The sequence below is a fragment of the Saccharopolyspora erythraea genome (genome assembly GCF_018141105.1).
GTDB lineage: Bacteria > Actinomycetota > Actinomycetes > Mycobacteriales > Pseudonocardiaceae > Saccharopolyspora_D > Saccharopolyspora_D erythraea_A.
Window position 1 is genome coordinate 250,383 of record NZ_CP054839.1, and the last position, 25,987, is coordinate 276,369.

Consider the following 25,987-nt stretch of genomic DNA (forward strand, 5'->3'; position numbering starts at 1 on the left):
CACGCTCGGAGCGCGCGGCTGAACGCCGTTCAGGCCCCGAGGTGCCAACAAATTGCCAACTTTCCTCAGCTGGCCGCCGGGCTACTCGAAGTCCTCCAGGAAGGCCAGCGCCTCGGCGCCCGCTCGGGACTCCTGACCACGGCCGAAGTAGTTGTCCTGCGTCATCGACACCCGCGAGTGCCCCAGCAGGTCAGCGACCTGGCGCGCCGTCAAACCAGCCTCGTCGAGCAGGGTCGCGAACGTCTTTCGCAGTGTGTGGAAGGTCACCCACTCGTACCCGGCCCGCGTACGGAACGGCACCCACACCCGGTTGGTCACGTTTGAGGCGTTGAGGTAGCCACCCCGCGTGTTGGTGAAGATCGGCTTGGCCAGGTCGACGATCCCGAGCTTGGCCTGACGTTCAGAGAGCATCTGCACGCACCAGTCCGGCAGGCCGATGTCCCGGACCGAGGTCTCGGACTTGCCGGGGTTGCGGACGGTGCCCTTGCCGCGCGCATGGATGATGTTGCCGCTCATCCTGAGCTTCTTGGCTACGGGATCGAAGTCCTCCCAGTGAGCGCCCAGCGCCTCACCGCGCCGCTCCCCGGTAGCGATGAAGAACCGGACCAGGTCCGGCAAGTCCCATCGGTGAGCTTCCTCGTCGACGTCGAGCTTGGCCAGCAGATCGAGCAGTTGCTCCTTGTCCAGTGCCCGCGCCTTCTTGCGCTTGGTCTTGGCCCGCCGTTCGGCCAAGGGGGCGATGCCCTTGACCGGGTTTGCCTCGATCGCGCCGGCCTGCATCGCAAAGGTCGCGATGTGGCTGATCACGGCCTTGACGTGCTTGGCCAGGCTCACGCTGTTGGCCTTGAGCGTCGTCTGGCACAGCGAGTTGACCACCGGGGTCTTCACCTCGAACAACCGCAGACTGCCCAGCTCAGGCTTCACATGGTTGCGGTAGGTGTCGCTGTAGGTGTCGGCCGAACCCAGCGAGTAGATCCCGTCCTCGGCGTCCTGGCGGAACTGCTTCAGCCACAACTGCGCCACGTCATCGAACAACGACGTGGCCGTGACCTCCGCACCAGCAAACGTCGACAGCCTCAGGTCCTTGATCGCGTCGCGAACCGCCTGCTTGGCCAACTCCTTGGTCTTGCCCCTGCGCCGCACATCCGCGTAGGTGCCGTTCTCGCGCCGATGACGGCACCGGGCCACCCACACACTGCCGACCTTCTTGACCTTGATCTCGCCGCTGCTACCAGGCGGCAATGGCAGTCGACCCGCCATCAGACCACCGCCCCGGACTGGGACTCGAACCACGCTTCGACCTCGTCGGGCTTGTAGCGGACGTATTTGCCGACGCGCCGACCTGGCGGACCGCTGCCACGCGACCGCCATTGGTAGACGGTGCCGAGGGGGACACCGAGGTAAGTGGCGACGTCCTGGGGTCCCCAGAGGTTGCGGATCACGGTGGTCAGTCCTTTCGTTCGGTGGCGTAGCGGTTCTTGCGGTCGGCTCTCTTGCGTTCGGCGATGGCTGCGGCCAGTTCGCGTTCTTCGGCGGTCTCGTGGCCGACCGAGGTCATGTCCCAGTGGTTGATCACGGTCACCGGGGTTTCGGCGTCGAGCCCGGCCTCGTCGAGCACAGCGGCCAGGGCGCGTTCGTGTTGCCAGGTCTGCCGGTCGCCCCGGATGCGCTTGAAGGTGGTCGAGTAGCGCTGGGACTTGGACAGGAAGTGGCCGCGGAAGGCGAGCATGTGTGCCCAGCGGCGGAGGCGGAGTTCGTCGATCGGATCGAGCGTTTGCTTGGCCGCCAGGTCCGGGCGTGCCCGGTGGAGCAGGACGGTGCGGGAGGCCCAGCCGCCGCCCTGGCACGTCTCGCAGTGCCCGATCTGCTCGCAGCCGCAGCCGTCGGCATGGTGTTCGCCGTCGGGGTGGCAGTCCGGGCACACCAGCGGGGCCGCCAGGTCCCAGGCGGTCTGGATGAGCCGCCGGTGGTGGTTGTTGATGTCGAGGCGGTCGATGTGGCCTTGGGAGCGGATGGGGCGGTCGGTGGCTTCGGACTTGCCGGTGCCCTTGGTGGCGTACTTGGCCACATAGGAGGCGATCCGGTCATCGCTGATCTGCCCGTCGTCGCCCTCTAGTCGGCCGGCCTCAGCCGCGCGGATCGGGCGGATGTCGACCTGTTCACCCCAAGCCAGCTCACGGACCTGCCCCTCGAACTCCGGGGACTCCAGGCTCACGGCGGCGTGGGTGGAGCGGATCGCGGCGTCGAGTAGCTCGGCGGTGACCCACCGGGGGGTGGCGTCGTCGGGTCCGTCGGGTCCGTCGACGCGCACGACAGCGTGGAAGTGGATCGTGCCGCGCTTCTGGTACTCGGCGACCTTGGCGAAGGACACCCGGAAGTGGTGCTTGATGTCCTGGACCCGGATTCCGGCCGCGCCCGCGATGTGGCGCCGCAGGTAGGTGGTGAACTTGGCCCAGAGCTTTCCGGCGTGGGCGTTCCACAGCACATGCCCCACGTAGTCATAGGACTCCGGGTCGACGGGCTGACCGATACGCGGGTCGGCCGGGTGGTGGTAGGTGCCGCAGCGGCACGGGATGGTCTTGCCGTTGCGGGTCGGCCGGTTGTGGACCGGGCCGAAGCTGGGCGCGGTCAGCGTCAGGAACACCCGGGGCTTCTCCGCCACGGTGACCGGGACGTCTTTGGTGCCGCCGTTGAGTCCGGCGCGCAGGAGGTGGAAGGCATCGGCGGCGTAGCGGTCCGAGCAGGCCGGGCACACCGACTCACGCCTGTTGCCGCACGGCACGGTGATGGCCCCGGTCTTCTGCTTGAGGACCGTGGCGGTGTCGCCGTCGCCGAGTTGGACGGCCCAGCGGCCGGTCATGTGCACGGGGTGGGTGCAGCCGCCGGTGGACTCCACAGCCTCGCGCCATGTCCGATAGCCGGGGGACTGGACCGTGCGCTGGACGCCGTCGAGTGCGGCGCGGCGTTGGTAGTCGGTGGGGGTGAGTAGAGCGGCATTGGCCATCCTGCCTCCAGAAACAAGAAAAGGCGGGACACCACCGGAAAAGTGCCGATGGTGTCCCGCCGAAGTGGAACGGTTGAGCGCTGCTTTTCTGTTGTGTCGTAACGGTGTGTCAGGCCGCTTGGCGCATGTCGTCAAGGACGAGTTGCGCTTGGTCGTCGGGGAGCTGAACGACCTGCTGCACGTCGGCCCGGGTCATCTCCCTGCCCTTGGCCGCCAGTTCGGTGCGGGTCTTGCTCAGCTTCGCCATGAGCGGCGGCGGAAGCCGAACCGCTGGCTTCCTTTCCACGGGCGCATCCGCCCGCGGTGGCGCCGATCCGGCGTCAGGTTGTTCCGGTTCGGCAGGTGCCGGACGTGCCGTTTCGGCAGGGTCGGGTTGTGCCGGTTCCGCACAGTCCGGGTGTGCCGATTCGGCAGGCTCGGCGGCGGTCTGCTGTTCGACTTCGTCGGCGGCGGCGTAGGCGTCGAGGACGACTTGCCGTGCCTTGGCCTGGATCACGGGGATGACCTCTGCCAGGCCGTAGACGATGACCGGGATAATCGCGTGCACCACCAGGTCCCCGAGACTGAACCGCTCCCGGTCGGCCGCCAGCAGCGCCAGCGGCGGGTAGACGTTCATGAACAGCGTCGAGAGCAGCAGCACGTGTTTGAGTCGGGTCCACCACGGGTGATCGGGGTCGATGCCGTGGGAGAGGATGACCGCCTCGAAGTTAAGCAACACGATCAGCAGCCCGGCGAACATCGGTTCGACCGCCCAAGCTGCCCACCACACCGGATCTTCCCGAGGCCGGTCTCCGGCCAGGAACTCCTGGACCCCGGTGGTGGTGTAGCTCAACCCGAGGACCAGGAAGAACCACAACCCCGCCAGCGTGCGCCGTCGTTGGCGTTCGATCAGCACCGCCACCAGATCGGGGTTGCGGGCGAGACCGCGCAGACTGGTGGCTTCGGCGATCTGGTCGCGAAGCTTGCCGACCCGTTTGGTCTCGCCCGAATCACCGTCGCGGGCACGTCGCCCGAACATCGGGTCTCACCTGCCTCTCTGTGGCTATTCGCTGGGCTTGAGCAGCGCGAACAGGCCCTTGACCAGCAGGATTAAGCCGATTCCGGCCGCGATGGCGTAGCCGGGGCTGACCAGCCACCAGACGAGCGCGAGCACGCCGATGACGCCGAGTAGGAGGCCGAGGCCGACCAAGATTCCCTTGCCGGTGAGCTGAATCTGAAGCAGGTGCATGAGCTGTTTCTCCTTACTGTGAAACGGAAATCCGACTCTTCGTGTGGTTGCGGTAGTGCTCGTGCTTGTCGCCGTACATGCGGTCGTCGGCGGAGGCGAGCAGCGCTGAGAGCGTGGTGGTGCCAGCGTGTCCGGTCATGACGCCGAGCGACATGGAGACCTCCACCGGCTTGTCGTGCACGACGGTGATGGTCGAGACGGCGTCCTGGTACTCACGGGCGCGCTGCTGGGCTTCCTGCACCCTGGTGGTCCAGGGGATGAAGACGGCGAACTCGTCGCCGTGCAGCCGCACCGGCAGCTCACCGCGGAAAGCCATGAATTCCCAGACCGCCGCGACCTCCCGCAGCACCGCATCACCGAAGCGGTGGCCGCGGGTGTCGTTGAGGACCTTGAAGCCGTTCATGTCGCCCAGGGCGACGGCGACCAGGCCCCGGCGGCGACGGGAGACCCGCTCGAATGCCGCGACCAGTGCGGCTCGGTTGCCCAGGCCGGTCAGAGGGTCGGTGCGGGTCTGCTGGAAGTACCGATAGGCGTAGGTACTGGAGACGACCGCAGTGGTCGTCGTGACACCGAGCGCGAGCTTTGTCAGCATGGAACCTGCCTCTCTGCGAGGTAGGCCCGCCCGGTCTCGGCCAAGAGGAACCGGGCGGGCCGTTCAATGGGTGAGGGAAGGTGCCGGCCTCGGGGGTGGGAGGCGGCGGCGTGGAGCTGGCGGGCGGTGAACTCCACGGGTTCGCCCTGCTCCAGCAGGTGCCGGTAGCGCGGGGTCAGTGCCGCGCGGTACGGGGTGTAGAGACACACCGGTATGCCCCCGTCGAGGCGGCCGGTCACGTCCAGGTGCACCGCGCCGCCGTTCAACTGCTTCAGGCAGGCTCCGACCTGGTCCAGCGAGTCCGCCCAGGCGGCCAGGGACGCCAGCGCTCCCGTGACGTGGGCCTGGCATTGCAATCCGGTGGTGCGACTCCATGACAGCGTGACCGGCTCCGGCAGCCGGTGGCCGTCGATGTGGTCCACCAGGGCAGTGAGCGCATCGCGCATCGAGGCCGGGTTCAGGGTGTGCGAGGTCATCACAACCACCTCCAAGGGTTGAGTCGGAAAGCGGGTGGGGAAGGGGTCAGGCGGACTCGTCGTCGAGTTCGTCCTCACCCTCGAACTGGTCGATCTCTTCAAATCCGAACTCGGACTCGCCGCCGTCCGGGTCGTCGTCGCCGTCGAAGTCGTCGTCCTGGTCGTCTTCGAGGGCTTCGTAGTCGACCTCTGACCAGTGCACTTCGTCGGCCGAGTCCTTCTCGGCGGTCTCGAATCCGCTAGCAGCCGGGGTTTCGCGGCGGAACGGGATCACGGTGGCGCCGTGCTTGGTGCAGAACTCGACCAGCTCGGCGATGTCGGCGTCAGTGACGTACGGGGGGCGACAGCGGAGGGCTTCGCGGCGGCCGTCCTTCTTCACATATGCCACGCCAGGCAGGTAGGCGGGGATCTTGTCGGCGAACGCGCCCATGTCCCGTACCCCCTCACCCAGGCACATGTCGACATACGAGGCCTGGTCGAGGCGGAGCGCGACCTTGGTGGAGAACAGACCCCGCATCGGGATCACGTCCTTGGTCGGCTCCTGAGTCGCACCGATGACCCGGCCACCGACCGAACGGAACTGGGTCAGCGCGGTGGAGATCAGCGGCTCGAACTTGCGAATGATGTCCTTCTCGCCGTAGGCGGTCATCGCCGACAGCTCATCGACGATCAGCACATCGAGCGGGGTTTCGACCGAGGGCGTAGCGGTGCGGATGCCCCGGCGCCCCAGGTCGAGCTTGCGTTCGTTGAGCGTGTCCACGTACTTGCGCACGAGCTTGAGGCCGTCCTTGGCGTTGTCGGCGAAGTCGTGGAACATCGCCCGGCCCGCACCGAACTCCTGACCGCCCTTGGGGTCGACGACCCACAGCCGGACGTGGCCGGCCTTGATCAGCGGAGCCAGCGCCCACAGCAGCGCCCACAGCCACGAGCCCTTACCGGCACCGGTCGCACCGCCGAACAGGATGTGCAGATCCCGCTTCAACAGGTCGAATGCCAGCTTTCGGCCGTACTCGTCCCGGCCGAGAACCAGGTTCGTCAGGTCGACCTCTCCGGCCTGCTCGTGCAGCTCTGGAAGCGAGATCACCATCTCGTCGAACGGTTCCCGCCGTTGGAGGTCGAGCGCGATCTTGCCCGGCTTGATCTGGCGGATGTTGCCCGCGCGCGCCTTGTAGGCGTTGGTCAGCCGCTCCAGGACCTGTTCGAAGTCTTCGGGCTGCTGCCCCTTGGCCATCCGGATAAACAGCGTGTCCCACACCCGCGTCGAGCGGACCCGCACCAGCTTCGGAGTCATGGTCTCACCGCGATGGTCGGCGGTGACCAGATTGCAGGCGAACGCGATCCGCAACCATTGCCGCTGGTAGACCAGCCAGCGTCTCCACCAGGCCCGCAGGAGCCGTCCGGCGAACCGGTCAAAGGTGGGCTTGTCCAACACCCACCACGACGCCCCCGCGAGCACGGCGATGCCGGCGGCCATGAGCACCGTCTGATAGCCGACCCAGACCACCGCCCCACTCACCACGACCGTCGAGGTCGACGAGCGCGGGTGCTTGACGACGAGCCGGGCACCGTCACGAATCGGGGACTTCTCGGTGTTCACTCGCGTGTCCGACATGACCAATCTCCCTTGTGTGCAAAAAGAAGCGGGGCACCGAACCGTGTGTGGTTCGGTGCCCCGCCGAGTTACCTGCGTGCCGGTCAGTCCCGGCGTCGGACCATCTCCAGGTGGGCGACCAGATCCCCCACCGCGTTGCGGAGCTTGTTCAGCGAGGTCCCCATTCCCTTGGGGACCCCGAGCTTGCGCAGCGTGCCCGACAGCTCCAACATGCCGCCGTCGATCTTTTTCACCACGCCGTGCACTTCGTTCTTGTTCTGAAAGATCACTTCGGGTATCCCTTCGCCACGCTCGGTCCGCCCTTCTTCGAAATGTCCGACCGCACCGCGCTCAACGCGGCCCGGACCTTCGCCGCCAGGTCCTCAGCGGTCGACATGTCCCGTTTCTCGACGATGGAGTCCTCCAGGAACTCCACCGCGTCGAGATCCCGGTCCAACTGGTCGATCGCCTCCGCAATCGTGTGGAGCCGCTGAACCGCCGGGGTGTTCTTTTTCTGCAACACCGCCATGCTTGCATTCCCTTTCTGGTGTGCCGTCTACTTCTGTGCCGCGTCGTCGATGGCGGCAGCCAAGCGCCGTTGAGCGAGCGCCATGTCCTCGATCAACTGGGAGAACAACCCCTGCCAGCCCAGGGCCGCGAAGCGGTCATTGAGCCCGCCAATGCCGGTCAGGACCCGTGCCGGAGTCTCGAGCTCGGTTCGCGGATCACTCACTCTTGTTCTCCCTCGAACGATGAATCAGCTCTCGCACCGACCCAGCTGCACGCTTGAGCGCGCGAGCCTGGCTGACCAGTTCTTCCTGCGCGTCCCACACCCGCCTGGAGCGCGGGACCGACATCGCCTCGATCGCGCCGATGTAGCGGCCGACCTCGTCGATGATCTGACCGGAGAAGATCAGCAGGTCCCGGTCCGCCTGCCGGGCGATCCGGAAGCCGAAGGCTCGGCACTGCCGACACGGCCGCCGTACCTCGCCGCGATGCTGCCGACACTGTTGTAGTGCGGTCTCCTGTGCGATCTGCTGGCGTTGGGCGATGACCACCCGCACGGGGGTGCTCTCACACCAGAAGCACCGCCCTGACACCGGCAGTTCCCGTACCCATTCCTTGCACTTCGGGCACTTCTGCCGGAAGGTCTTCGCCTCCGGATCGCACGTCGGGTGGTACCGGCGACCTGGCAGCCGCATTGCCTTGCGGCACTTCGCGCAGCTCGTCACAGCGACACACCACCCTGGATGGTGTGTGCCGAGATGACCTTGTTCGCCTTGCCCGTGTGGACGTTGACCACCGGCCCCGACGAGCCGTTCTGGCGCACCTGAGCGGAGATTCGCTCACTGCCGCCGGGTGCTTGAATGAGCACGTCCGCCGTGGTCTTCGTGCGAGTGCGCTTGAACATCAGGAAGCCCCCTTTTCCGGATCACCCAGACAACCAACACCGTGAAAGCCGAAACCGTTCATCGCACGCTCACCCCCTCGCCACGGTTGGCGTCGTCCGGCAGTAGGCATCCTCCGAGTGCGCGTACCGCCAGCGGTCGCAGTCGCACGCCGGGCAGTACCGCAACCCCAGCGACAATTCGTTCAGCAACACCAGGTCTCCTTTCGGATCTTCTCGTTCACTCCGCCACTGCGACCAGCGTCGAGGCGCGCCATTCGATGCTGTCCGGCGCAATCACGCCGTCGACCGTCCGCACGCGCACCGTCGGCTCCACCAGGAGCACCATCGTGTCCTCCGGAATGTCGGGCTCAGGCCAGGAATCCAGCCGGAATTCCAGCAAGTCGCCCCGCCCCGTCTCGGGCTTGATGAACACATCCGCGATCACGACCTGGTCGCCGTTGCGGTCGACGCGGTACATCTCAAGCAGCATCGCGCGGTACTGATCCAACGCAAGGACCTGCTCCAGTTCCTTCGTCTTGCTCATTGCTCAACACCTTTCGTTGGACTCCATGAACACCCCCGGAAACCAGCGACGTGCGCTGAGCCGGGGGTGAATACGGTGCCCCCGACACGAAAGAATTCGTGCCGAAAAAGGCATAGCTCGGCCCACTATGGAATAGTCAAAGAACCAGAAAGTCTGAACAGTTATCCCGATCGCCATTCAATCCAGACAGGAAAGCGCGCGAACCGGGTCACGCAGGCACCGGCCGAGGCCGGACGAAACAGTCAGCGGTGCACGGCCTTGATGCCAGTGGCCCGCCAGGACAGTCCGGACATGGTCCGGCCGTTGAAGTCGTTCTCCCAGTGCGACACCCGAGGGTTGATCAGCTCGACCAGGGCGCCATCGGTGACGTCGTCCTCGGGCGAGGTCTCCAGGGTCACCTTGATCTCCTGGCCCTTACCGGCCCGCTCGCCGTTCACCGGCTTGGGCTTGACGAACAGCATCACCACGAACTGCTGCGAGCCGTCCCGAGGGTCGGTCGCCGGAGCCTGGGAGCCGTCCTCCTTCTCGATCATCTTCAGGGTCGGCTCCTCAGTCACCTGCACCTTGTAGCCCTCCAGCAGGACCGGGATGTTCTTCAGCATCATCACTCCGTTATGTGTCGTGCTTTGTCGTACTAGGTCACCATAGCACAGTGCTAGTACACCTACAGTTGCTCCATACGAGTGAACTAGCGCGTGATGTGGCGTCTCGGTACAGTCATTCCGTGAAGCCGCAGCGAGTCGCCGCCCACCCGTACCAAGAGCTGGCCGCTGAGATCGCCACCAAGATCGACAGTGGCGAGCTCGCGCCCGGGACTCGTCTGCCGTCCGTCCGCGCCCTCGCCAAACAGCACGAGGTGTCCGCGATGACCGCGCAGAAGGCCCTCAACCAGTTGGCCCTGGATGGCTACGCGGAGGCCGTGTCCGGCCTCGGTTACTACGCCAAGGAGCCGCCCTTTGAGGGGGAGGCGCCGGCTGAACTGGCGGTTGAGTCGATCGCCCGCCAGCTTGCCGACCTGCAAGGCACAGTCGCCGAACTGCAAGCCCGCATCGAAGCGTTGGAATCCCGCTCCTGAGCGGTCGGCCTTCTTGCTGTGCCCTGTCATGGCTCTAGCTTCCCGCGATCACGCGGACGCGATCACCACATGACAGGACGTTCGAAGACGTCTCCGGCGCGTCAAAACGTCCCTGCGCGTCCCGGCTGCCGAGCCGAGAGCAGCTTCACGCGTTGAGGGGCACCAATGGATCAGCACCGCCGGATACGGTGCTGCGGTGTCGATGTACCAGTGGGCTTTCAAGGTCGCCGAAGAGAAGCTGTCCGGAAGTCTCCCGCGCCGGTGGTCCCACGTTCAGGGCGTAGCCGAACGGGCGCAGTCGCTGCGCTCAGTCTCGGGCGAAGACGCTGACCTGCTCGAATCGGCGGCGATTCTCCATGACGTTGGGTATGCGCCCGACCTCGCAACCACCGGATTCCACCCCCTGGACGGCGCGGTATTCCTGCGGCAGATCGACGCGCCGGACCGGCTGGTGCACTTGGTCGCGCACCACTCCTACGCCGCGCTCGAAGCAGAGCTGCGGGGGCTCTCGGCCGAGCTGTCCGAGTTCGTGGACGAAAATGGGCCGCTACGTGACGCCTTGTGGTACTGCGACCTGAACACAACGCCCGATGGCGAGGAAGTCGACGCTCGGGAGCGGATCGCAGAGATCAAGCAGCGCTACGGCCCGGACCACCTCGTCACGACGTTCATCACCTCCGCCGCCCCCGAGCTGCTTGCCGCGGTTGATCGCACACGGCAACGAGCGGAAGCTAGCTGAGGTACGGCTCCGCCCTGTCCTCCATGGCGTGCTGGATGCGCAGGCGCATTGAGGAGTGAATGTCGAGGTCGGCGATGCGCTCAGGCTCGACCCAGTGGACGCGCCGGGACTCATTGCTGGTGCGAAGTTCCCCGCCGGTCGGCCGCGCATGGAAGACGATGGAGAACTCTTGCCGGACTTCGCCGTCGTCGTAGGCGATGACGTGGCGCGGGTCGGAGTAGATGCCGACGATGCCGGTCACCTCGATCTCGATCCCGGTCTCTTCCAGCGCTTCTCGTACCGCGGCTTGGCGCGTGGTCTCGCCGACGTCCTGGGCGCCACCGGGAACAGCCCACAAGCCGTTGTCGGTGCGCTCGATCATGAGCACGCGGCCCGACTCGTCACGGACAACGGTGGCGACGGCAACCACCAGGCTGTTCGCAGGCGGTGCCGAAGGGTCGTCGTAGTAGTCCGTTTTGGGCATGACCCCTGCTTACCACGTGCCGGCCTGCGCGTCGGCCCAGACCGTGTCGAAGCTGTCGGCGTACGTGTTGAAGAGATCTCCGTCGCCAAGTCGGCGCAGGTGCAAAGCCGGGGCGTGTGACGCCAACTTGCCGTAGACGTGCGGGTTCACGATCATCTCGTCATCGAAGCGGTAGATCGAGTTGTAGAGCACTGTGCTGTGGGTTCGAATCTCGATCCCGGGTACGTCCTGGAGCGGCTTGAAGAAGGCCAAAGCATGGTCGATCTTGGCTGAGATCGTGTTCCGCCCGATGCCCTCGTCCAGGCTTCGCTGGATGACCGCAGGGGAGTCCCGCTCTCCGAACAGCAACCTGACGCGGGCGCCGGCCGCAGCCTTCTCGCGCAGCGTTGCGAGCAGGTTGGGCTTCTCCGTCATGAACATGCCGACGTACACGAGGATGTCCACTTGCGCGGTGGCACCTCCGAGGAGCCGGTCCCAGAGATCGTTCGGAACCGCGCTGCGATGTGGGTACATGTGCAGCAGTTCGGACTCGCTGACCTGCTCGCTTCGTTCCTTCGAGAGCGCGTCCGGCCACAGGTACCGCTCACTCTCTCCGAGCTTGGCCGCGACTGCACGACGCGTCTTCGCATGCGGCGCACGACCGGTGGTGACCCACCGTTCCGCGGTCTTCGGGTCCACCTTGAGGAGTTCGGCGAGATCGTCCGGAGTCACGCCGCGCCGGAGCATCGCGTCCCGTAACCGTTCATTCGGTGCCACTCAGCCACTCCCAGCAATCGCACAGGAGTCCGGGAACGCCGTGGCCAGGCGCGCAGAGAGGAGGAAAGTGTCGATCATTCCTTCAGCTCATCGCGCAGCGCCAGCAGATCGGCCCGGAGCTTGTCCACGTCCCATCGGGCATGCCCGCCTGCGGTCACAACCGGCGGGGTGACGAGCTCTCGTTGCCACCAGCGGACCAGCGTCGCGCGGTCTACGCCGATCTCCTTCGCGGCGATCCCGGTGGCAACGAGCTTGCTGGTCACACCGTGACGATGCAGCACAAATGCAACGTCCACCTCCGGTAAGCAACGCTTGTGGACGAACACAACGAATGCAACGATTGGGGTGTGAGCGAACCTCAAACAGGTCCGACCGAGCAGCGAGTCTCATGGAAGCCCGACGTTGATCACCTGCTTGGCGAACTCCGCCGTCGGGGATGGGTGCTGTTCGTCTTCGGAGATAAGAAGCGACCGGAGATGGTGGGGCACGTGTTCGCGTGGTCGACGTGTGCCGATGTCGTTCTCCTGCGGAGCGAGGACGATGCCACGGCCTACCGGGTTCCGGCCCTGCCCGATACCGATGTATTCAGGCCCGAGCTGGTGTCTTGGCAGTACCACGCCCCGGCAGCGTGGACTCTCCGAGCGGTGTTGACTCTTGAGTCACCCGAGCATCCCGACGCGCCGCGTGCTGTCCTCAGGCCCGATCGGGGATGTTTCGTTCCGTCCGAGGTCCGGCGGCCGCTGACGATCCGGCCGACCTCGCTTACCGGCCGCCTGTAGCCCCTTCAGCGTGCGTGATCAGGTTTCGAGCCACTGCACGAGCAATAGGTGAACCTCGGGTGGCTCGTCGAGGACCAGATAGACCACCTGGCCGGCCTGGGCGGGGCCGAAGTTCCAGCGGCGGACAGCACCGTCCTGGTTGGCCTCGTGCAGCGGCTTGCCGTTCCAAGGCGTCAGCTGGAGCACTTCGAGCACGTCGGCGTAGGCCGCCAGGGCGTCATTGGGCAGCGCTGCGACCTGTTCGACAACGGCACTGTCGGGAACCAGTCGATACACCTAGCGGCCCAGTCGTTGCCGGATCACGGCCTGCATGTCCTCCAGCGGTGCCGCGTCCGGGTTCTCGCCGGTGCTGGTGATTTGCTCAGCCTTGGCCAGCAGCCGGAAGTAGGCACCAGGGGCGGTCTGCTCCGCATGGGCGAGGTGTCGCCACTTGTGCAGCAGCTCGTAGACCCCGGTCAGATCATGCGACTGCTTCGCGCGATCAAGCGCCTGCTCCCACTCCGCATCGAACTCAGCCGCCACACGCGGTGTCAGGCACGCCCGGATGCTCGCAGCGTCCGACGGCGGCGGAGCCGAGCCCGTGTTCGGCGTTGGATGAGGAGCAGCCACACCATCACGATAGCCGTTCCCGTCAACCACCCCGGCCACACCGAGCGCACCGAACCCAGCCGTCGCACACCACTGCCAGTACCCCTTGTGGCCAGCGTGTTCAGAGTTTCCTTACTTCATCAAGGGCGGCCCCTGCGGGGCCGCCTGCCTGCTGTATGCGAGCCCCGGCCAAGCCGGGGTACGCCGGGCGTGCGGCCTGGCGGCCGGTCCCGGCGACCCCGGCGGCCGGGGCGCAGAAGGAAGGCAGGCGGCCAGGAACCACGCAGGGGCCGCAGCGATGAGCAAGGAGCAGCACAACGAGGACCAGGCGCTCGAAGCCGGGGGAGGTGCTCCGCGGATTCCGGGGCGAAGTGGCCGGCGGTCTAGGTGCCCTCCCGGACAGGCTCAACGGGGACAGTGCTGGGCACGCTACGGGGGTGGACGGCTTGCCAGTTCCTACGGGCATGGCAGCGTTCCGGCAGCGTACGGGGTTGCCCGGCGGTGGTCCGTTCGATATGCGCCTGTTGAGAGGAAACAGCCCGTGGCGCCGAGCGGTTGGGGCATTTAGGGGCAGCTTCGACCCCATCCGCCGCGCGTGATCGAAAACAGGGTACGCTGACCTTGGATGTGTAAACGCACGTCTAGCGCCCACTGGCCAGTGGGCGCTCAGAACGCTAGAACAGGGCTGTCGGTGCTCGGCTTCCCAACTGCTCACCGGCAGCTCGTTATCAACACCGTGAACCATACACCGGACTCTGCAAAGTCTGCAACATCCGCAACATCTGCAAAGTCTGCGTTGGTCGGGACGCGGTAGAGCCAGGAGGCTCCATGGAAAACATGCTCGCGAAGTTGGCTGGCACGGCCAAGCTCGGTGCGATCGGGCTCATCCTCGTTGGCGCCCTGGGACTTGGCGTGATGCGGACCCCGTACCCGGACGTCCTCACGTCTTCCCCGTACTCGAGGATCGTTCTGATCGCTGTCGCGTTCTGCGGGACCGTCGCCATCCTTGACGTGCTGTTCAGCGGTCTCGTCGATGTCCTTCGGGTCGTGGGCACGCTGCGGAGGCGCTAGTCGCTCCGCGGCGCGCCACCGTAGCGTGCCGCGTCGCAAATTGCGACAGCCGACGGAATCTGCTGTGGCCCCAGGGCTGAGCGCTGGGGCCACAGCGAGTCCCTACAGGTGTTCGAGTGCTTGTTTTGCTAGCTCACGCATGGTTGCGGCGCTCGGGTTGCCGGTGAGCGGTTCGGTTTCGGCGATGTGGACGGCGGACTCGCGGGGGTGCGAGGCGTAGTGCTTGCCGGTGAAGGAGATGTGTTGGTAGCCAGCGGTTTCGTGGGCGAGAGGGGTCACGTTGCCCGATCCGTTTCGTTCAGCGAGGCCATTCAGTGCCTTTGCGGCAGATGGGCTGGCCATGTCTGCCCGTGCGGTCGCGATGAGCACAGCGTTGCCCTGGTCGTCTTCGGCCTTGAACAGCTTGCGTTGCAGGCCGATGCATGGTTGTTCTCCGAAGAACTGGTGGACCTGTCCATAGGAGTGACCGGCGCAGTTCGTGTCTGTCGAGGTGTTGATCTCAGTGGCGGTGTAGCCAGCCGCTTCCCAGGTGGGCGCTGTGGTCGTGGTGCTGGCGCTTGGTTCGGAGCCACCGAAGATCCAGAAGAGGAACAGGATGGTGACGAGGATGCCGGCGGCCGCCCCGAGTTCGGTAGTGCTGGTGCTCGGCCCGCGGCTGGCGCGAGATCGTCGGTAGTGCGACCGGACGTAGGTGCCGTCTTTCCGTCGGTAAGGCCTCACGTAGTCCACGTTGCTCCTTTGGCAGTGCCGGAAGCGCTGCCGGACCTCGGCGTTGTGGAGGTCCGGCAGCGGCCGTGTGGCTAGGACGGTGTGCTTCGGGAGGGCATGACCGCGTTACGCGGCGGAGGACTGCCAGTGCGTGGTGTACTTCGCTGCTTCACCAGCGAGGAGGGCGTCGAGATCGTTGCGGTTGGTGTTGCGGCGCAGTCGGAAGGGCTTGCCTCGCCGCACATCCAGGAGCATGGGCTGAGCGCCCGTCAGTAGGTTGGGCATCTCGCGTTCGAGGACGCGCAGCATGAGGTTCGCTGCTTCGGAGGACAGCTCGGGTTCCTTGAGGTAGGGCAGCACGACCTCGGTCTTGTCGTTGGCGTAGCGCAGACCGATCAGGTTGTTCAGCCGCACGTCGAGGTTGCTGACCTTCCAGGCTGCTTCGGAGACCTTGATGCCTGTGGCCTTGATCCTTCGTGACCATTGGACGAATCCTGATTCCAACGCCACGAAGTGGGGATACTGCTTGTCGTCCGCCTTGTTCACCGCCCTCGCCAGCTCCTCGGCAGGAGCGACCGAGTTGAACGCCCGGCGAAGGGCAGTGCGGATGGGGGAGTAGAAGTAGCCGCCCTTGCTTTCGGGGTCGAGGTACATCTTGCGCTGGTCTTTGACGATCTTGACGCAGCCTCGGGGCGTGCTGTGCATGTAGTCGAGGAACGATGGGGCACTGATCCGGATCGGATCCAACAGAGCTCCTACCTCTCGGGAGGTAGCAGGCCCACCTGCTGAGTGAAGTTTGCTACAAACCCTTGCCAACTCCAGCTCGTCACCCTACTGTCGCAGTTGCAGCTAAGACATAGAGTGGGGCCTATACCTCGCTTAATACTTGTCAGGCGCCACTTTAGCGACTTTCGACGCTTGGTGCCAGTAAAGCCGACGTGATCTAGGTCACGTCGGCTTTGTGTTGCTCGTGCTCCTCGTAACATCTCTCGGTTCGCCGTAGATGCGTGCGGTCGCCACGAGCAAGCAGTGTAGGCAGGGGCACGGACACTGCCTGGTAGCTAGAGGTGGTCACCGCCGCACGCCGCCCCGCGACGATCCGGCCCGATTGCCAAGAAACTGCCAACAATCGACCACCGGCCATGTCAACCAACGGCAACATCGCGGCCCGATGGGGCATCCATCGGCACAGGTCACGGCAGGTATCAGCAAACGACGGCAAGCATTGATGATCACGGAAACGGGATCAGAAGGTTTGGGGTTCGAATCCCTACGGGCGCGCGTCTGGTCGAGACAGCTGGTAACCCCCTCTAGCAGGGGGTTTCCTGCTTTTCGGGGCCTGTGCCGGTGGTGCTGACGGCGTCCGGGCCGGGCTGGCGGGTCTCCGAACAGTTATCGGAAGGGGCCTCGTCCCCGAGCGTGGTTCAGCTCATACTGATCACGTGGTCGACGAGTTGCAAAGCGAGTACGTGCAAATCCGCGATCTGCTTGGCCTCCTCAAGCAACGGCTGGTCCGTCTGCCGGTGAGCCAGCAGTGGAGCGGGTCGATGCAGCGGCTCGCGCGCGAGCTGAGCGAGCAGCTCGAGCACTCCGTGGCCCAGGCGCGAGAGCCGGACGAGGACCAGTTGCGCTTCAGCGCACGCCCGCCCCGGCTGCGTTAGAGCCCTGGCCGCAGAGCCCCGGCCGCAGAGCCCGGGCCGCGCCAACGATCGACTCAGAGAGCGAGCTGCTTCCGGACCCCGCCCTGATCCGCTGAGCGCTCCACCGCCGATGACGGCGAGTGTCCCCCTGCCGGGCAGGGGTTTCTTGCTCCAGGGTCGAACGACCGGGTTGGCCGGGGCCGGGCCCGCTATACGCTGCTGGTGGCCTGTTCGCCGGGATGACCGAGTGGTCGAGCGTCTCGCGGTGGCCGCATAGGGGGATCTCATGCAGCCAGCTGATGATCGGTTGCTGCGTCGGCGCGCCGCGCTGGGCACGTTCCTGGCAGCCGGACTGTCTCCCGTCGCCTTGGCCGCTTGCCAAGCCCAGCCTCAGAGCGCGCCAGCGGGGCCACGAACCCGCCGGGCTCCGCGCTGCCCCGGCCGGGAACGCCCGAGGACGCCCTGCGCCGCCTCCAGGAAGGCAACCAGCGTTTCGTCGCGGGTGCCCCGCTGCACCCGAACCAGTCCCTAGAGCTCCGCCGGCAGCTCGCCGGGAGCCAGCAGCCGTTCGCCGCCGTGCTCGGCTGCTCCGACTCCCGCACCTCGCCGGAGCTGGCCATGGACGCCGGTATCGGCGACCTGTTCGTCTGCCGCGTCGCGGGCAACATCGCTACTCCGGAGGAGGCGGCGTCGCTGCTGTACTCCCAGGCCGTGCTGGGCACCGACGTGATCCTCGTGCTCGGCCACGACAACTGCGGCGCGGTCAAGGCGGCCATCGAGGTGGCCGACGGGAAGATGCCGCCTGGTGAGTTCGGCCCGTTGACCGAGCCGATCCGGCCGGCGGTGGCCGAAGCCCGCCGGTTCGGAGCGACCGGCGACGCCCTGCTGCACGAGGCCGTCACGGCCAACGTGCGCCTCGTCGTCGAGGCGCTGCCCAGGATGAGTACCGGGCTGGCACAGGCCGTGCGGTCGGGTGAGCTGACCATCCACGGCGGTGTGCTCACCCTGGCCACCGGCAAGATCGACATGCTGAGCTGAGCCCGGCCGCCTCCAACGCCCTCGTACAAGCACGGGCGATGAAATAGGACGCATTCCACACCTGCGCCCAACGATGCGGAAAAGAAGAAATCACAGTGCGATAACCAAATTTGCCCATTCTGGTTGTTTGACTGAAAGCAACCGGGAAAAGTCGCAGGTGTTCACGGATTTCCGACCAATATTCGCCTTTTTGCCGCGGTCGCCGCACGAGTAACGGGCGGAGGGCGACACGGGATTAACCCGTTCGGTGGATCACCACGACGCCGTGGCGACACCGCGCGACGCTCTGCGATCGCTGGCCGGGTTCTGCAACGACAGCACCGACCGGATCGCGCCACGCCGCCCTCCCCGGCCGGTGGTGTGCGCCGGTCAGATCGGAGTGACGTGGGCTGTACCCACGCCGAAAGTTGTCCTCTGTTCCCGTACCTCAGGGCGAGCCTGCGCGGCTGGCGGGACCACTACTGCGACAGCGATGACCGCTGGCTCGAATGCGCCCGGTACAAGGTGGCCCTCACGGGGAAAGCGGTGCCGATCTCGCTGCTCCCGAACGGTCGCGACGCGCACTACCTGGCGGTGGCCGCCGAGGAGTCCGAAGCAGCCGGGACCGAGCCGGTCCGCGCCGCCGACCTGGGGCGGGCACACCGGTATGAACCCCCGGCACCACCCGATCCCAGGTCGACCGAGACCACGGAGGAGTTCAGAACGGTGGCGGAGCGGAGAACTCCACCGCCGCGGGTTCCGCGACCCCCGAAGACCCCGTCTGCCGAACCACAACGACCCGCTCAGCGGCACAAGCCCGAGAAGCGGGGCTGGTGGAGGCGGCTCGCCGACTGGATGAGAGGTCCCGCATGAGCGACTACTGGCCATGGTGGGCGGGCGCTGCCGGCCTCGCCCTCGTCACCATCAACTACACCCTGATCACCGACCGGTCCTTGGGCGTGTCTTCGGCGTGGGACCGCGTCCTGCACTGGCGCGCCGAACGACGCCTCGAACGGCAGGAGGCCCGGTTCGCCGACGAAGGTGCTCTCGCCGATGCGCTGGCCGCGGCCACCGCGGAAGAGTTCGGGGACCGCTACTCGACGGAGGACCGGAGGGACGAGGTGCAGGCTCAGGACCTCGGGTCTCCGGCCGTCGCGGCAACCTCGGCCGCGAGCGTGCGCCCGGTGCCGGTGGTGACCCAGGCCGCCCTGCTCCTGGCGATCTTCGCCGGCGGATGGGTGGCGGCGGTGACCGCCGGCCGGTTCGAGGTCCGCTTCGACATGGGCGCCGGCTTCCGCGAGCTCGTCACCGCGGATCCGAAGATCATGATCGGCCTGCTGTTCGCCGGAGGCGTGCTGGTCGGCTTCGGCACACGCCTCGCCGGAGGGTGCAGCTCCGGCCACGGACTCAGCGGCTGCGGCAGGCTTCGCCCGGTCAGCCTCGTCGCGACCGCCGTCTTCTTCGGCACCGCGGTGCTGGTGTCGTTCCTGCTGTGGAAGGTGATCTGATGCGCAACCGGGGCGCTGTTCTCGTCGCCAACGTCATCACCGGTCTGGCCCTCGGCTACACCGTCACCAACATCGGGTTCGGCGACTACGCCGAGCTGAACCGCATGTTCACCTTCCAGGACCTGCGCATGCTGTTCGCCTTCGCCGGTGCCGTCGGGATCATCGTGGTGGTCTTCGCCGTGGTGGGTGCCCGCCGCACACCGGGGCGCATCCACGGCGGCGTGGTTCCCGGCGGCATCATGTTCGGCACCGGCTGGGCGATCTCGGGTGGCTGCCCCGCGATCCCGATCATCCAGGTCGCCAGCGGTTACCTGCCCGCACTCGCGACGATCGCGGGCGTCGTGGTGGGCATGTGGCTGTGCCGCTGGGCCAACGCCAGGCTCTTCCGCCTCGACCGCGGTTCCTGCGGGCTGTAGCGGTCGCGCACCTCGACGAAGGCCCCCGCGGCCCGGACGGTCGCGGGGGCCTTCGGCATCCGGAGGCCCCCGGTGGTGCGGGGCGCGACATCACGAGTCGGTGTACGTGTCTTCGCCCGCACGCACCGGGGGCCTTGAATGGGGCGATGGGACTCCTTCAGAACAAACCGGAAGACCTCGCGGCGAAGGCCCGGCAGGCTTACGACGACGGGCGGCAGCGGTTCGCGGTGCGCCTGCTGGATCTGCCTTCGGCCAAGGACGACGAGGTGGACTCCTGGTCGCGGCACATCGAGGCGATCGAGGCGACCGGGTGGATCGTCGACCACTTCTCCACCGTGCCCAGCGACCGGGGCTGGAACCACGGCTACGTGTTGTTCATGCGCCGCTGAAGTCGTGCCCCAGCCGGGCACGCGCGTGCGGAAGCGCGGAGCGACCATGCAAACCTGACCCAGCGCGACCACCAGGTACCTCCGAAAGGCCCAAGACCGATGGCCGGGCAGCGGCATAGGTTGGGCCAAATCGTGCTCAGCTGCGGGAGGTAGACCATGACCAAACGGCTCGCCGACCTGTTCCGGCTCGACGGACGCACCGCGGTCGTCGTCGGCGGCGGCAGCGGGCTCGGCCGTTCCAGCGCGCTGGGGCTGGCCGAGTTCGGTGCCGACGTCGTCGTCGCCGACCTCGACCGGGAGAGCGCCGAGGGCACCGTCGCGGCGATCGGGGAGCTCGGGCACAAGGCGTCCTGGCGTGAGCTCGACATCCGCGACGGCGATGCCATCCGCGACTTGGCCGACGAGCAGGACGAGACCGCGGTGCTGGTCATCACCCCGGGCGTCAACGTGCGCAAACGCCTGCTCGACACCGCCGACGACGAGTTCGACCGCGTCATCGACCTCAACCTCAAGGGCACCTACCGGCTGGTGCGGGACTTCGGCAGGAACATGGCGCGGCGCGGTAGCGGCAGCATCATCACCTTCGCGAGCTTCCGCGCCGACGTCGTGGAGCCCGGCCAGGGGATCTACGCGGCGAGCAAGGCCGGGGTCGTGCAGCTCTCCCGTGCGCTGGCGGCAGAGCTGGGGCCGCAGGGCGTGCGGGTCAACGCGGTGGCGCCCGGGCCGTTCGAGACCCCGCTGACCGAGCAGATCAAGTCCGACGAGCGCTGGTACGGGGCGTATGCGCAGAAGACCGCGCTGAAGCGCTGGGGCGCGGCCGACGAGATCGCCGGAGCCGTGGTCTACCTGGCTTCGGACGCGGCGTCCTACGTCACCGGCACCGTGCAGTACGTGGAAGGCGGCTGGACGGCGATCGACGGGCGCTTCGACCCCGCCCTGTGACCGGGACGCGAACAGCCCCGCCGCGCGTCGCGGCGGGGCTGTTCGCGTCCGAGCAGGTTCAGCTGGCGGGGATGTTCGCGATGTTCATCGTGGGGGTCTCGGTGTTCTCCACGCTGAAGAAGTCCCAGTTCCACTCGTCGTAGTTGCAGGACTTGACGTTGCAGACCGCCGAGTCGCCGTCGGCGGCCGCGAAGCCGGCGAAGCCGAGGGCCAGCGGAACGGTCATGGCGCCGACGACGACCGCACGAGACAGAGAGCGCATGATGCCTGCCTTCCTTCATCGGGATGGTTTGTTCCGGAGAGTCCGAAACGATGTTGCATCACCTTTCTAGCGGGGGAGGGACGGCGCCGCAGGTTCGAAACGATGGTCTTCACCATAAGGTGTCAGGGCTGCTGACATGAATGTGCACGAATGGTGATTCGATTACCGCGAGTCGGCTGTTTCGTGCCCCCGGGTCCCTCCGTTGTGGACCGTCAACAGGCGTGTTGTGCAGCGTAAACGCACTGCGGGTAGCACTTTCCGGGGACTTCGAAGCCGTCACGATCGTGAGTCCGCCGGTCACCGGAGGGTGAACCAGGGAATTGGAACGCGGTTTCGGGTGGCGATTTGTCGATAAGTCGCGAAACGGTTCTTCGTCAGTCGGCACTCACGTCTATCGCCGTTCCGCCGGTGATCCGGAGCAGTTCGCCGAACGAAGTGGGGAACATCCGGTGCTTGGTTCCCGCGCCGGCCCAGACCGTCGGGTAGTTCTCCAGGTGGCGGTCCACCAGGGTGCGGATCGGCTTCGGGTGCCCGACCGGTCCGACGCCGCCGACGGGCTGTCCGGTGGCCCCGAGCACGAACTCCGGTGTGGCGCGGCGGATCCGGCCGAGGCCGAGGGTGCGCGACACGTGCTTGGTGTCCACCCGGTGCGCGCCGCTGGTGATGATCAGCAGCGGTTCCTCGTCGACGTCGAACACCAGGCTGTTGCCGATGGCTCCGACCTCGCAGCCGAGCAGTTCGGCGGCCGCGGCGGCGGTCGGCACCTCGGTCTGGAACTCGACCACCTCCCCGGTGGATCCGAGGCGGCGGAGGTGAGCGGAGAAGTCGTCGACGGCGTTGGTCATGCGCGGCAGGTTCGCGCAGGTCGGCCGCCCGGCGCAACCGAGTTCGACCGCCGTCGTGACTCGTGTCACGGGTCGTAACACCGCGGCCCGCCGGGCCGAAATGCCGGGTGCGGCCAGTCGGCCGTTGTTGTTGCTGACACCGAGAACGGGTCTGGTCCTCTTCGACCGTCCGCAGTTGCAGGGTCATCCCCAACCGAACATCCGCCGGCCGGTTCCGGCGTCCGGGTGTCCCGCGCTGCCTCCGGCAGCCGTGGTGGGTGGCCGGGAATCGGCTTGGCACCAAGGCGAACCGCTCCGCGGCCGGCGCACGGCCGCTCGTGCGGTCCGCCACGCCCTGCCCTGTCCGAACCCGCCCGCGGACGCGACCGTCCCGGGTGCCCAGACCACTGAGAGACGCCCATGCCGTTGCGGCTGCTGGTGCTCGCTGTCGGCACCTTCGTCATCAACACCGGTTCCTACCTCGTGGCCGGTGTCCTGCCCTCGATCGCCGGCGCCGTCGGTGTACCGGTCACCACCGCCGGGCAGCTGGTCACCGTGCACGCGCTGACCTACGCGGTGAGCGCGCCTGTTCTGTCCACATTGGCCGGACGCTGGGAGCGCAGGCGGCTGCTGTGGGTCTCGCTGGGGCTGTTCGTGCTCGGCAACATCGCGACCGCGGTCGCGCCCGACTTCGCCTCGCTCACCGCCGCCCGGGTGCTCGGAGCCCTGGGCGCGAGCATGTTCACCCCGACCGCCGTGGTCATCGCGGCGGACCTGGTCCCGCTGGACCGCCGCGGTCGCGCGGTTTCGATGGTCCTCAGTGGACTGACGCTGGCCACCGTCGTGGGCGTCCCGCTGGGCGTGCTGCTGGAGGGGCTGCTCGGCTACCGCGGGCTGTTCTGGATCGTGGCGCTGCTCGGCCTCCTGGCCTCGGTGGCTCTGCTGGCGCTGCCCCGGGTGCCCGCGCCGCCCGCGATCCGGTTCGGCGAGCGGCTGTCGGTCCTGCGCGACCGGACGGTGGCGTGGGTGCTGGCGGTCTCGCTGCTGGGCTCGCTGGCCGACTTCGCCGCCTACACCTACGCCTCGCCGATGCTCTCGGCGCTGACCGGCGCCGGTGCGGGGACGCTCGGTGCGCTGCTGTTCGTCTACGGCGTGGCGGGCGCGACGGGCAACGCCGTCGTCGGCCGGATCACCGACCGGTTCGGCTCCGGAGTCGGCATCGCGGGCTCCCTGCTCGCGCTGGCCGCCGGTCTTGCGCTGCTGCCGCTGGCCGGCTCGGAGACCTGGGCCGTCGCCGGGCTGCTGGTGCTGTGGGGCCTCGGCGGCTGGGGCATCATGCCCGCGATCCAGCACCGGTTGATCAGCCTGACGCCGGCGAGCGCGGCGGTGGTGATCGCGTTCAACTCCTCCGCGCTCTACCTCGGCATGGGGCTCGGCGGCATCACCGGAGGCGCGGTCGCGGCGGCGTGGGGCTGGGCAGCGCTCGGGCCCGCGTCGGCGGTGGTCTCGGTGCTGGCGCTGGTGATGTTCTGGCGCCTGCCCGCGCCCGCCGCGCGGGCCGCCGTCCCCGAGCGGGCACGTCCCGCCCAGGACGTGCCGGTGGGCGCCTCCGAGTGAGGGTGCTCCTCGCTCGGGGCGCCCACCCGCGTCCCCAGGCGGGCGAACAGTCAGCCTTTCGAGGCAACCATTCGGCGTTGCGTGCGTCTGAAGGAGTGCCGGGGGACTGCGGGTTGCCGTTGCTGCTCAGGCGCTGGGGGTGAGCAGCAACGGCAGCTTCCGCACACCGGTGGTGGTCGGCGCGGGCAGGAACGTGGGCCCCTCGTCCGGATCGGTGCGCAGGTGCGGGAACCGGTCCAGCAGGATGTTCAGCGCGACCTTGCCCTCCAGCCGGGCCAGCGGCGCCCCGACGCAGAAGTGGATGCCGCGCCCGAAGGCGATCTGCGGGTTCGGGTCGCGGGTGACGTCGAAGACGTCCGGGTCGGTGAACTGCCGGGAGTCGCGGTTGGCCGCGGCGATCCACAGCATCAGCATCTGGTCCTGCGGGATGGTCTGCCCACCCACCTCGACCTCGCGCTGGGTGACCCTGCCGAGCACGGCGAAGGGGCTGAAGAACCGCAGCGACTCCTCGATCGCCGGCGGCACCAGCGACCGGTCGCCGCGGACCAGGTCGCGCTGCCGCGGATGCGAGTCCAGGCAGAGCACCGTGTTCCCCAGCAGCATGGTCGTGGTGATGTGGCCGGCGAGCAGCAGGATGTTGGCGAAGTTGACGACCTCGGTGTCGCTGAGCCGGTGGCCGTCGACCTCGGCCTGCACGAGCTTGGTCAGCAGGTCCTCGCGCGGTGCCCGCCGCCGCTCGGCCGCGTGCTCGCCCAGGTAGTCGGTCAGGTGCTTGACCTGGGCCAGCGCCTCCTCCACCTGCCGGACCTGCTCGTCGCTCTCGTCGACCAGGGAGAACTGCTGGTCGCGTTGCAGCAGCGCGTCCACCCACTTCTTGAACAGGTGGCGGTCGCTGCTGGGCACTCCCAGCAGCTCGGCGATGACGATCACGGGCAGCGGGTAGGCCAAATCCTCGACCATCTCCATCCGGTCGCCGACCTCGTCCAGCAGTTCGTTGGTCAGGTCGGCGATGCGCGGCGCGAGGTCGGCCACGACCTTCGGGGTGAAGGCGTGGCTGACCAGCTTGCGGAGCTTGGTGTGCTCCGGCGGGTCCATCTGCAGCAGGCTGCCCTCGTTGAGCGTCGAGGTGCGCTCGGCGACCTTGGCGGGCATCAGCCGCGTGGTGTCCGACGAGAAGGTGCGCGGATCGCTGAGGACGTGCTGGATCTCCGGGTACCCGTAGACGTTCCACATGCCGGTCGCGGCGTCGTGTTCTACGGTCCGCTCGGGGCGCCGGCCGCGCAGCCAGAACTGCGACTTCGGTATGCCCCAGGTGTCGGCGGGGATGGACATGTCGGTGCCTCCGGTCTGCGGGCGACGACCTCAGCCGTGCTCGCGCGTCGGGTCGTGGGAGTAGATCCGCTCGCGGTAGTGCGCGAGCAGGTCGCGGAGCATGGTGCTGATCTCGGTCGCGGTGCCGACCACGGTGGCGCGGTCGGGACCCTCCGCGGGCTCGAATGAGGCGCGGACGGTGTGGGCGACGATCTCGCCCCGGAGGTCGAGGTCGGACGGGACGCTCGGGTCGAAGCGGTCGATCAGGTAGTGCCCGAGCATGGACGCCGACACCGCGTAGGAGAGGTGGGGCATGTCGAGCAGGAACCCGCGCTCGGCCATCAGCTCGAAGTAGCGGTCGTTGACCACAGACTCCACGCTGCCGGTGAGGCTGTCCCGCAGGTCGCCGAGCAGCTCGGTGTCGCGGAGCAGCATCGCGTGCAGGAGCGGGTCGCGCATCGTGATCACGAAGGCCGTGCGCAGGAACCGGTGTGGCCGGATCTCCTCCGGGTTGCTCTCCAGACGCTCCACGATCTGCTCGGTGAGCGCGATGGAGGCGCGGTGGAGCAGCGCCCGGAACAGCATCTCCTTGCTGCGCCAGTGCAGGTAGACGGTGCCCTTGCCGATTCCGGCCTGCCGGGCGACGTCCTCGATCGTCACCTTGCGGTACCCGAGGCGCAGCATCAGGTCCGCCGCGGCGTCGAGGATGCGGTCGGCGCGGTCGGTGTTCCTGGCCTCGGCTTTGGGCACTTGCCCTCCTGGTCCGGGTCGTCGGGACGGGACGTGGTGACTATGTGACCGGATTTGAAATCTGGTCATCCGGTCACACGAACGGTATACCCGATCGGGTCGGCTGACAACGGGCGTGCGTCACCCGGTGGTGCGGATTGATCGCTTCGGCGAGGCGGGGGCCGCGGGGCGTGGTTACTTTTGGCCGGTAGTCGATTTCGCCGCCTGGCCCAGGGCTGGCGGGTGGGACCGGGGGTTCGGCCGTCCCGCTCGGTAGTGGCCGGAGCGGATCATGGAGGGGCCGCCTCTCGCACAGGGCGGCCCCTCT

General features: G+C 67.3%; 36 protein-coding genes. 10 read left to right on the top strand and 26 right to left on the bottom strand.

Going from position 1 to position 25,987, the window contains the following annotated elements; genetic code table 11:
* Nucleotides 1–81: 81 nt before the first annotated feature.
* From HUO13_RS01110 to HUO13_RS01180, 15 genes are all read right to left on the bottom strand, one after another.
* Nucleotides 82–1,260: a tyrosine-type recombinase/integrase gene (locus HUO13_RS01110; protein WP_211899662.1), complete on the bottom strand. Its 1,179-nt coding sequence runs from the start codon at nucleotides 1,258–1,260 to the stop codon at nucleotides 82–84.
* Complete coding sequence (locus HUO13_RS01115) at nucleotides 1,260–1,442, bottom strand: helix-turn-helix domain-containing protein (protein ID WP_249124374.1); 183 nt, start codon at nucleotides 1,440–1,442, stop codon at nucleotides 1,260–1,262. The genes HUO13_RS01110 and HUO13_RS01115 overlap by 1 nt, the downstream gene beginning before the upstream one ends.
* A gap of 5 nt (nucleotides 1,443–1,447) precedes the next feature.
* Nucleotides 1,448–3,004, bottom strand: coding sequence for a replication initiator (locus HUO13_RS01120; RefSeq protein ID WP_211899663.1), 1,557 nt, complete (start codon nucleotides 3,002–3,004; stop codon nucleotides 1,448–1,450).
* A 109-nt stretch (nucleotides 3,005–3,113) separates the two neighbouring features.
* Complete coding sequence (locus HUO13_RS01125) at nucleotides 3,114–3,905, bottom strand: hypothetical protein (RefSeq protein WP_249124375.1); 792 nt, start codon at nucleotides 3,903–3,905, stop codon at nucleotides 3,114–3,116.
* Between the two features lie 141 nt (nucleotides 3,906–4,046).
* The gene (locus HUO13_RS01130) at nucleotides 4,047–4,232 is read right to left on the bottom strand and encodes a hypothetical protein (RefSeq protein ID WP_211899665.1); all 186 of its coding nucleotides are present in this window, start codon (nucleotides 4,230–4,232) and stop codon (nucleotides 4,047–4,049) included.
* Nucleotides 4,233–4,245: 13 nt separating this feature from the next.
* Nucleotides 4,246–4,824, bottom strand: coding sequence for a GGDEF domain-containing protein (locus tag HUO13_RS01135; protein WP_211899666.1), 579 nt, complete (start codon nucleotides 4,822–4,824; stop codon nucleotides 4,246–4,248).
* A complete protein-coding gene (locus tag HUO13_RS01140) occupies nucleotides 4,818–5,300 on the bottom strand; it encodes a hypothetical protein (RefSeq protein ID WP_211899667.1) in 483 nt (160 codons plus the stop codon). The genes HUO13_RS01135 and HUO13_RS01140 overlap by 7 nt, the downstream gene beginning before the upstream one ends.
* A 46-nt stretch (nucleotides 5,301–5,346) precedes the next feature.
* The gene (locus HUO13_RS01145) at nucleotides 5,347–6,912 is read right to left on the bottom strand and encodes an FtsK/SpoIIIE domain-containing protein (protein ID WP_211899668.1); all 1,566 of its coding nucleotides are present in this window, start codon (nucleotides 6,910–6,912) and stop codon (nucleotides 5,347–5,349) included.
* Between the two features lie 83 nt (nucleotides 6,913–6,995).
* The gene (locus HUO13_RS01150) at nucleotides 6,996–7,181 is read right to left on the bottom strand and encodes a hypothetical protein (protein ID WP_211903421.1); all 186 of its coding nucleotides are present in this window, start codon (nucleotides 7,179–7,181) and stop codon (nucleotides 6,996–6,998) included.
* Nucleotides 7,178–7,420, bottom strand: a complete 243-nt coding sequence (locus HUO13_RS01155; protein ID WP_211899669.1) for a hypothetical protein — start codon at nucleotides 7,418–7,420, stop codon at nucleotides 7,178–7,180. The genes HUO13_RS01150 and HUO13_RS01155 overlap by 4 nt, the downstream gene beginning before the upstream one ends.
* A gap of 27 nt (nucleotides 7,421–7,447) precedes the next feature.
* Nucleotides 7,448–7,624, bottom strand: coding sequence for a hypothetical protein (locus HUO13_RS01160; protein WP_211899670.1), 177 nt, complete (start codon nucleotides 7,622–7,624; stop codon nucleotides 7,448–7,450).
* Complete coding sequence (locus tag HUO13_RS01165; protein WP_211899671.1) at nucleotides 7,617–7,955, bottom strand: hypothetical protein; 339 nt, start codon at nucleotides 7,953–7,955, stop codon at nucleotides 7,617–7,619. Before HUO13_RS01165 ends, HUO13_RS01160 begins: the two co-directional genes overlap by 8 nt.
* A gap of 164 nt (nucleotides 7,956–8,119) precedes the next feature.
* A complete protein-coding gene (locus tag HUO13_RS01170) occupies nucleotides 8,120–8,302 on the bottom strand; it encodes a hypothetical protein (protein ID WP_211899672.1) in 183 nt (60 codons plus the stop codon).
* A gap of 217 nt (nucleotides 8,303–8,519) precedes the next feature.
* On the bottom strand, nucleotides 8,520–8,825 hold the full coding sequence (locus tag HUO13_RS01175; RefSeq protein WP_211899673.1) for a hypothetical protein: 306 nt from the start codon (nucleotides 8,823–8,825) through the stop codon (nucleotides 8,520–8,522).
* A 242-nt stretch (nucleotides 8,826–9,067) separates the two neighbouring features.
* Nucleotides 9,068–9,430 (bottom strand): hypothetical protein, encoded by a 363-nt coding sequence (locus tag HUO13_RS01180; RefSeq protein WP_249124376.1) that lies wholly within the window; start codon nucleotides 9,428–9,430, stop codon nucleotides 9,068–9,070.
* A 119-nt stretch (nucleotides 9,431–9,549) separates the two neighbouring features.
* On the opposite strand from HUO13_RS01180, the gene HUO13_RS01185 reads away from it, so the two are divergent.
* Nucleotides 9,550–9,900 (top strand): GntR family transcriptional regulator, encoded by a 351-nt coding sequence (locus HUO13_RS01185; RefSeq protein ID WP_249124377.1) that lies wholly within the window; start codon nucleotides 9,550–9,552, stop codon nucleotides 9,898–9,900.
* 202 nt (nucleotides 9,901–10,102) lie between these two features.
* Nucleotides 10,103–10,639 carry an HD domain-containing protein gene (locus HUO13_RS01190; protein WP_211902579.1) on the top strand — a complete coding sequence of 179 codons (537 nt, stop codon included), beginning with the start codon at nucleotides 10,103–10,105 and terminating at the stop codon, nucleotides 10,637–10,639.
* Here the strand turns inward: HUO13_RS01190 and HUO13_RS01195 are convergent.
* The 5 genes from HUO13_RS01195 to HUO13_RS01215 form a co-directional block, all read right to left on the bottom strand.
* On the bottom strand, nucleotides 10,632–11,102 hold the full coding sequence (locus tag HUO13_RS01195; protein WP_211899675.1) for an NUDIX hydrolase: 471 nt from the start codon (nucleotides 11,100–11,102) through the stop codon (nucleotides 10,632–10,634). The two genes, HUO13_RS01190 and HUO13_RS01195, sit on opposite strands and share 8 nt — an antisense overlap.
* 9 nt (nucleotides 11,103–11,111) lie before the next feature.
* The gene (locus tag HUO13_RS01200) at nucleotides 11,112–11,828 is read right to left on the bottom strand and encodes a DUF5919 domain-containing protein (protein ID WP_211902580.1); all 717 of its coding nucleotides are present in this window, start codon (nucleotides 11,826–11,828) and stop codon (nucleotides 11,112–11,114) included.
* A gap of 104 nt (nucleotides 11,829–11,932) precedes the next feature.
* Nucleotides 11,933–12,121: a MerR family transcriptional regulator gene (locus HUO13_RS01205; RefSeq protein WP_211899676.1), complete on the bottom strand. Its 189-nt coding sequence runs from the start codon at nucleotides 12,119–12,121 to the stop codon at nucleotides 11,933–11,935.
* A gap of 534 nt (nucleotides 12,122–12,655) precedes the next feature.
* Complete coding sequence (locus tag HUO13_RS01210) at nucleotides 12,656–12,913, bottom strand: hypothetical protein (protein ID WP_211903422.1); 258 nt, start codon at nucleotides 12,911–12,913, stop codon at nucleotides 12,656–12,658.
* On the bottom strand, nucleotides 12,914–13,285 hold the full coding sequence (locus HUO13_RS01215; RefSeq protein ID WP_349253356.1) for a DUF6247 family protein: 372 nt from the start codon (nucleotides 13,283–13,285) through the stop codon (nucleotides 12,914–12,916). It lies immediately after the preceding gene.
* 768 nt (nucleotides 13,286–14,053) lie between these two features.
* Between HUO13_RS01215 and HUO13_RS01220 the strand changes: the two genes are divergently transcribed.
* Nucleotides 14,054–14,296, top strand: a complete 243-nt coding sequence (locus HUO13_RS01220) for a hypothetical protein (protein WP_211899677.1) — start codon at nucleotides 14,054–14,056, stop codon at nucleotides 14,294–14,296.
* Between the two features lie 102 nt (nucleotides 14,297–14,398).
* On the opposite strand, the gene HUO13_RS01225 is transcribed toward HUO13_RS01220, so the two are convergent.
* On the bottom strand, nucleotides 14,399–15,025 hold the full coding sequence (locus HUO13_RS01225; protein WP_211899678.1) for a hypothetical protein: 627 nt from the start codon (nucleotides 15,023–15,025) through the stop codon (nucleotides 14,399–14,401).
* A gap of 105 nt (nucleotides 15,026–15,130) precedes the next feature.
* The gene (locus tag HUO13_RS01230) at nucleotides 15,131–15,751 is read right to left on the bottom strand and encodes a hypothetical protein (RefSeq protein WP_211899679.1); all 621 of its coding nucleotides are present in this window, start codon (nucleotides 15,749–15,751) and stop codon (nucleotides 15,131–15,133) included.
* Between the two features lie 695 nt (nucleotides 15,752–16,446).
* On the opposite strand from HUO13_RS01230, the gene HUO13_RS01235 reads away from it, so the two are divergent.
* From HUO13_RS01235 to HUO13_RS01260, 6 genes are all read left to right on the top strand, one after another.
* A complete protein-coding gene (locus tag HUO13_RS01235) occupies nucleotides 16,447–16,665 on the top strand; it encodes a hypothetical protein (RefSeq protein WP_211899680.1) in 219 nt (72 codons plus the stop codon).
* Between the two features lie 354 nt (nucleotides 16,666–17,019).
* Entirely contained in the window at nucleotides 17,020–17,682 is a 663-nt protein-coding gene (locus HUO13_RS01240; protein ID WP_211899681.1) for a carbonic anhydrase, read from the top strand.
* 848 nt (nucleotides 17,683–18,530) lie between these two features.
* Nucleotides 18,531–19,169 carry a YeeE/YedE family protein gene (locus HUO13_RS01245; protein WP_211899682.1) on the top strand — a complete coding sequence of 213 codons (639 nt, stop codon included), beginning with the start codon at nucleotides 18,531–18,533 and terminating at the stop codon, nucleotides 19,167–19,169.
* The gene (locus HUO13_RS01250; RefSeq protein ID WP_211899683.1) at nucleotides 19,169–19,585 is read left to right on the top strand and encodes a YeeE/YedE thiosulfate transporter family protein; all 417 of its coding nucleotides are present in this window, start codon (nucleotides 19,169–19,171) and stop codon (nucleotides 19,583–19,585) included. The genes HUO13_RS01245 and HUO13_RS01250 overlap by 1 nt, the downstream gene beginning before the upstream one ends.
* A 146-nt stretch (nucleotides 19,586–19,731) precedes the next feature.
* Complete coding sequence (locus HUO13_RS01255) at nucleotides 19,732–19,974, top strand: hypothetical protein (RefSeq protein WP_211899684.1); 243 nt, start codon at nucleotides 19,732–19,734, stop codon at nucleotides 19,972–19,974.
* A gap of 156 nt (nucleotides 19,975–20,130) precedes the next feature.
* Nucleotides 20,131–20,916, top strand: coding sequence for an SDR family NAD(P)-dependent oxidoreductase (locus tag HUO13_RS01260; RefSeq protein ID WP_211899685.1), 786 nt, complete (start codon nucleotides 20,131–20,133; stop codon nucleotides 20,914–20,916).
* Nucleotides 20,917–20,974: 58 nt separating this feature from the next.
* Here HUO13_RS01260 and HUO13_RS01265 read toward each other — a convergent pair whose 3' ends face one another.
* A complete protein-coding gene (locus HUO13_RS01265) occupies nucleotides 20,975–21,178 on the bottom strand; it encodes a hypothetical protein (protein ID WP_211899686.1) in 204 nt (67 codons plus the stop codon).
* A gap of 374 nt (nucleotides 21,179–21,552) precedes the next feature.
* The gene (locus HUO13_RS01270) at nucleotides 21,553–22,023 is read right to left on the bottom strand and encodes a YbaK/EbsC family protein (RefSeq protein WP_211899687.1); all 471 of its coding nucleotides are present in this window, start codon (nucleotides 22,021–22,023) and stop codon (nucleotides 21,553–21,555) included.
* Between the two features lie 399 nt (nucleotides 22,024–22,422).
* Here HUO13_RS01270 and HUO13_RS01275 point away from each other — a divergent pair, with 399 nt between their 5' ends.
* Nucleotides 22,423–23,619, top strand: a complete 1,197-nt coding sequence (locus tag HUO13_RS01275; RefSeq protein WP_211899688.1) for an MFS transporter — start codon at nucleotides 22,423–22,425, stop codon at nucleotides 23,617–23,619.
* 126 nt (nucleotides 23,620–23,745) lie between these two features.
* Here HUO13_RS01275 and HUO13_RS01280 read toward each other — a convergent pair whose 3' ends face one another.
* Together HUO13_RS01280 and HUO13_RS01285 are read right to left on the bottom strand one after the other, a co-directional pair.
* Nucleotides 23,746–24,951, bottom strand: a complete 1,206-nt coding sequence (locus HUO13_RS01280) for a cytochrome P450 (RefSeq protein ID WP_211899689.1) — start codon at nucleotides 24,949–24,951, stop codon at nucleotides 23,746–23,748.
* A gap of 30 nt (nucleotides 24,952–24,981) precedes the next feature.
* Nucleotides 24,982–25,680 (bottom strand): TetR/AcrR family transcriptional regulator, encoded by a 699-nt coding sequence (locus HUO13_RS01285; protein WP_211899690.1) that lies wholly within the window; start codon nucleotides 25,678–25,680, stop codon nucleotides 24,982–24,984.
* Nucleotides 25,681–25,987 lie beyond the last annotated feature (307 nt).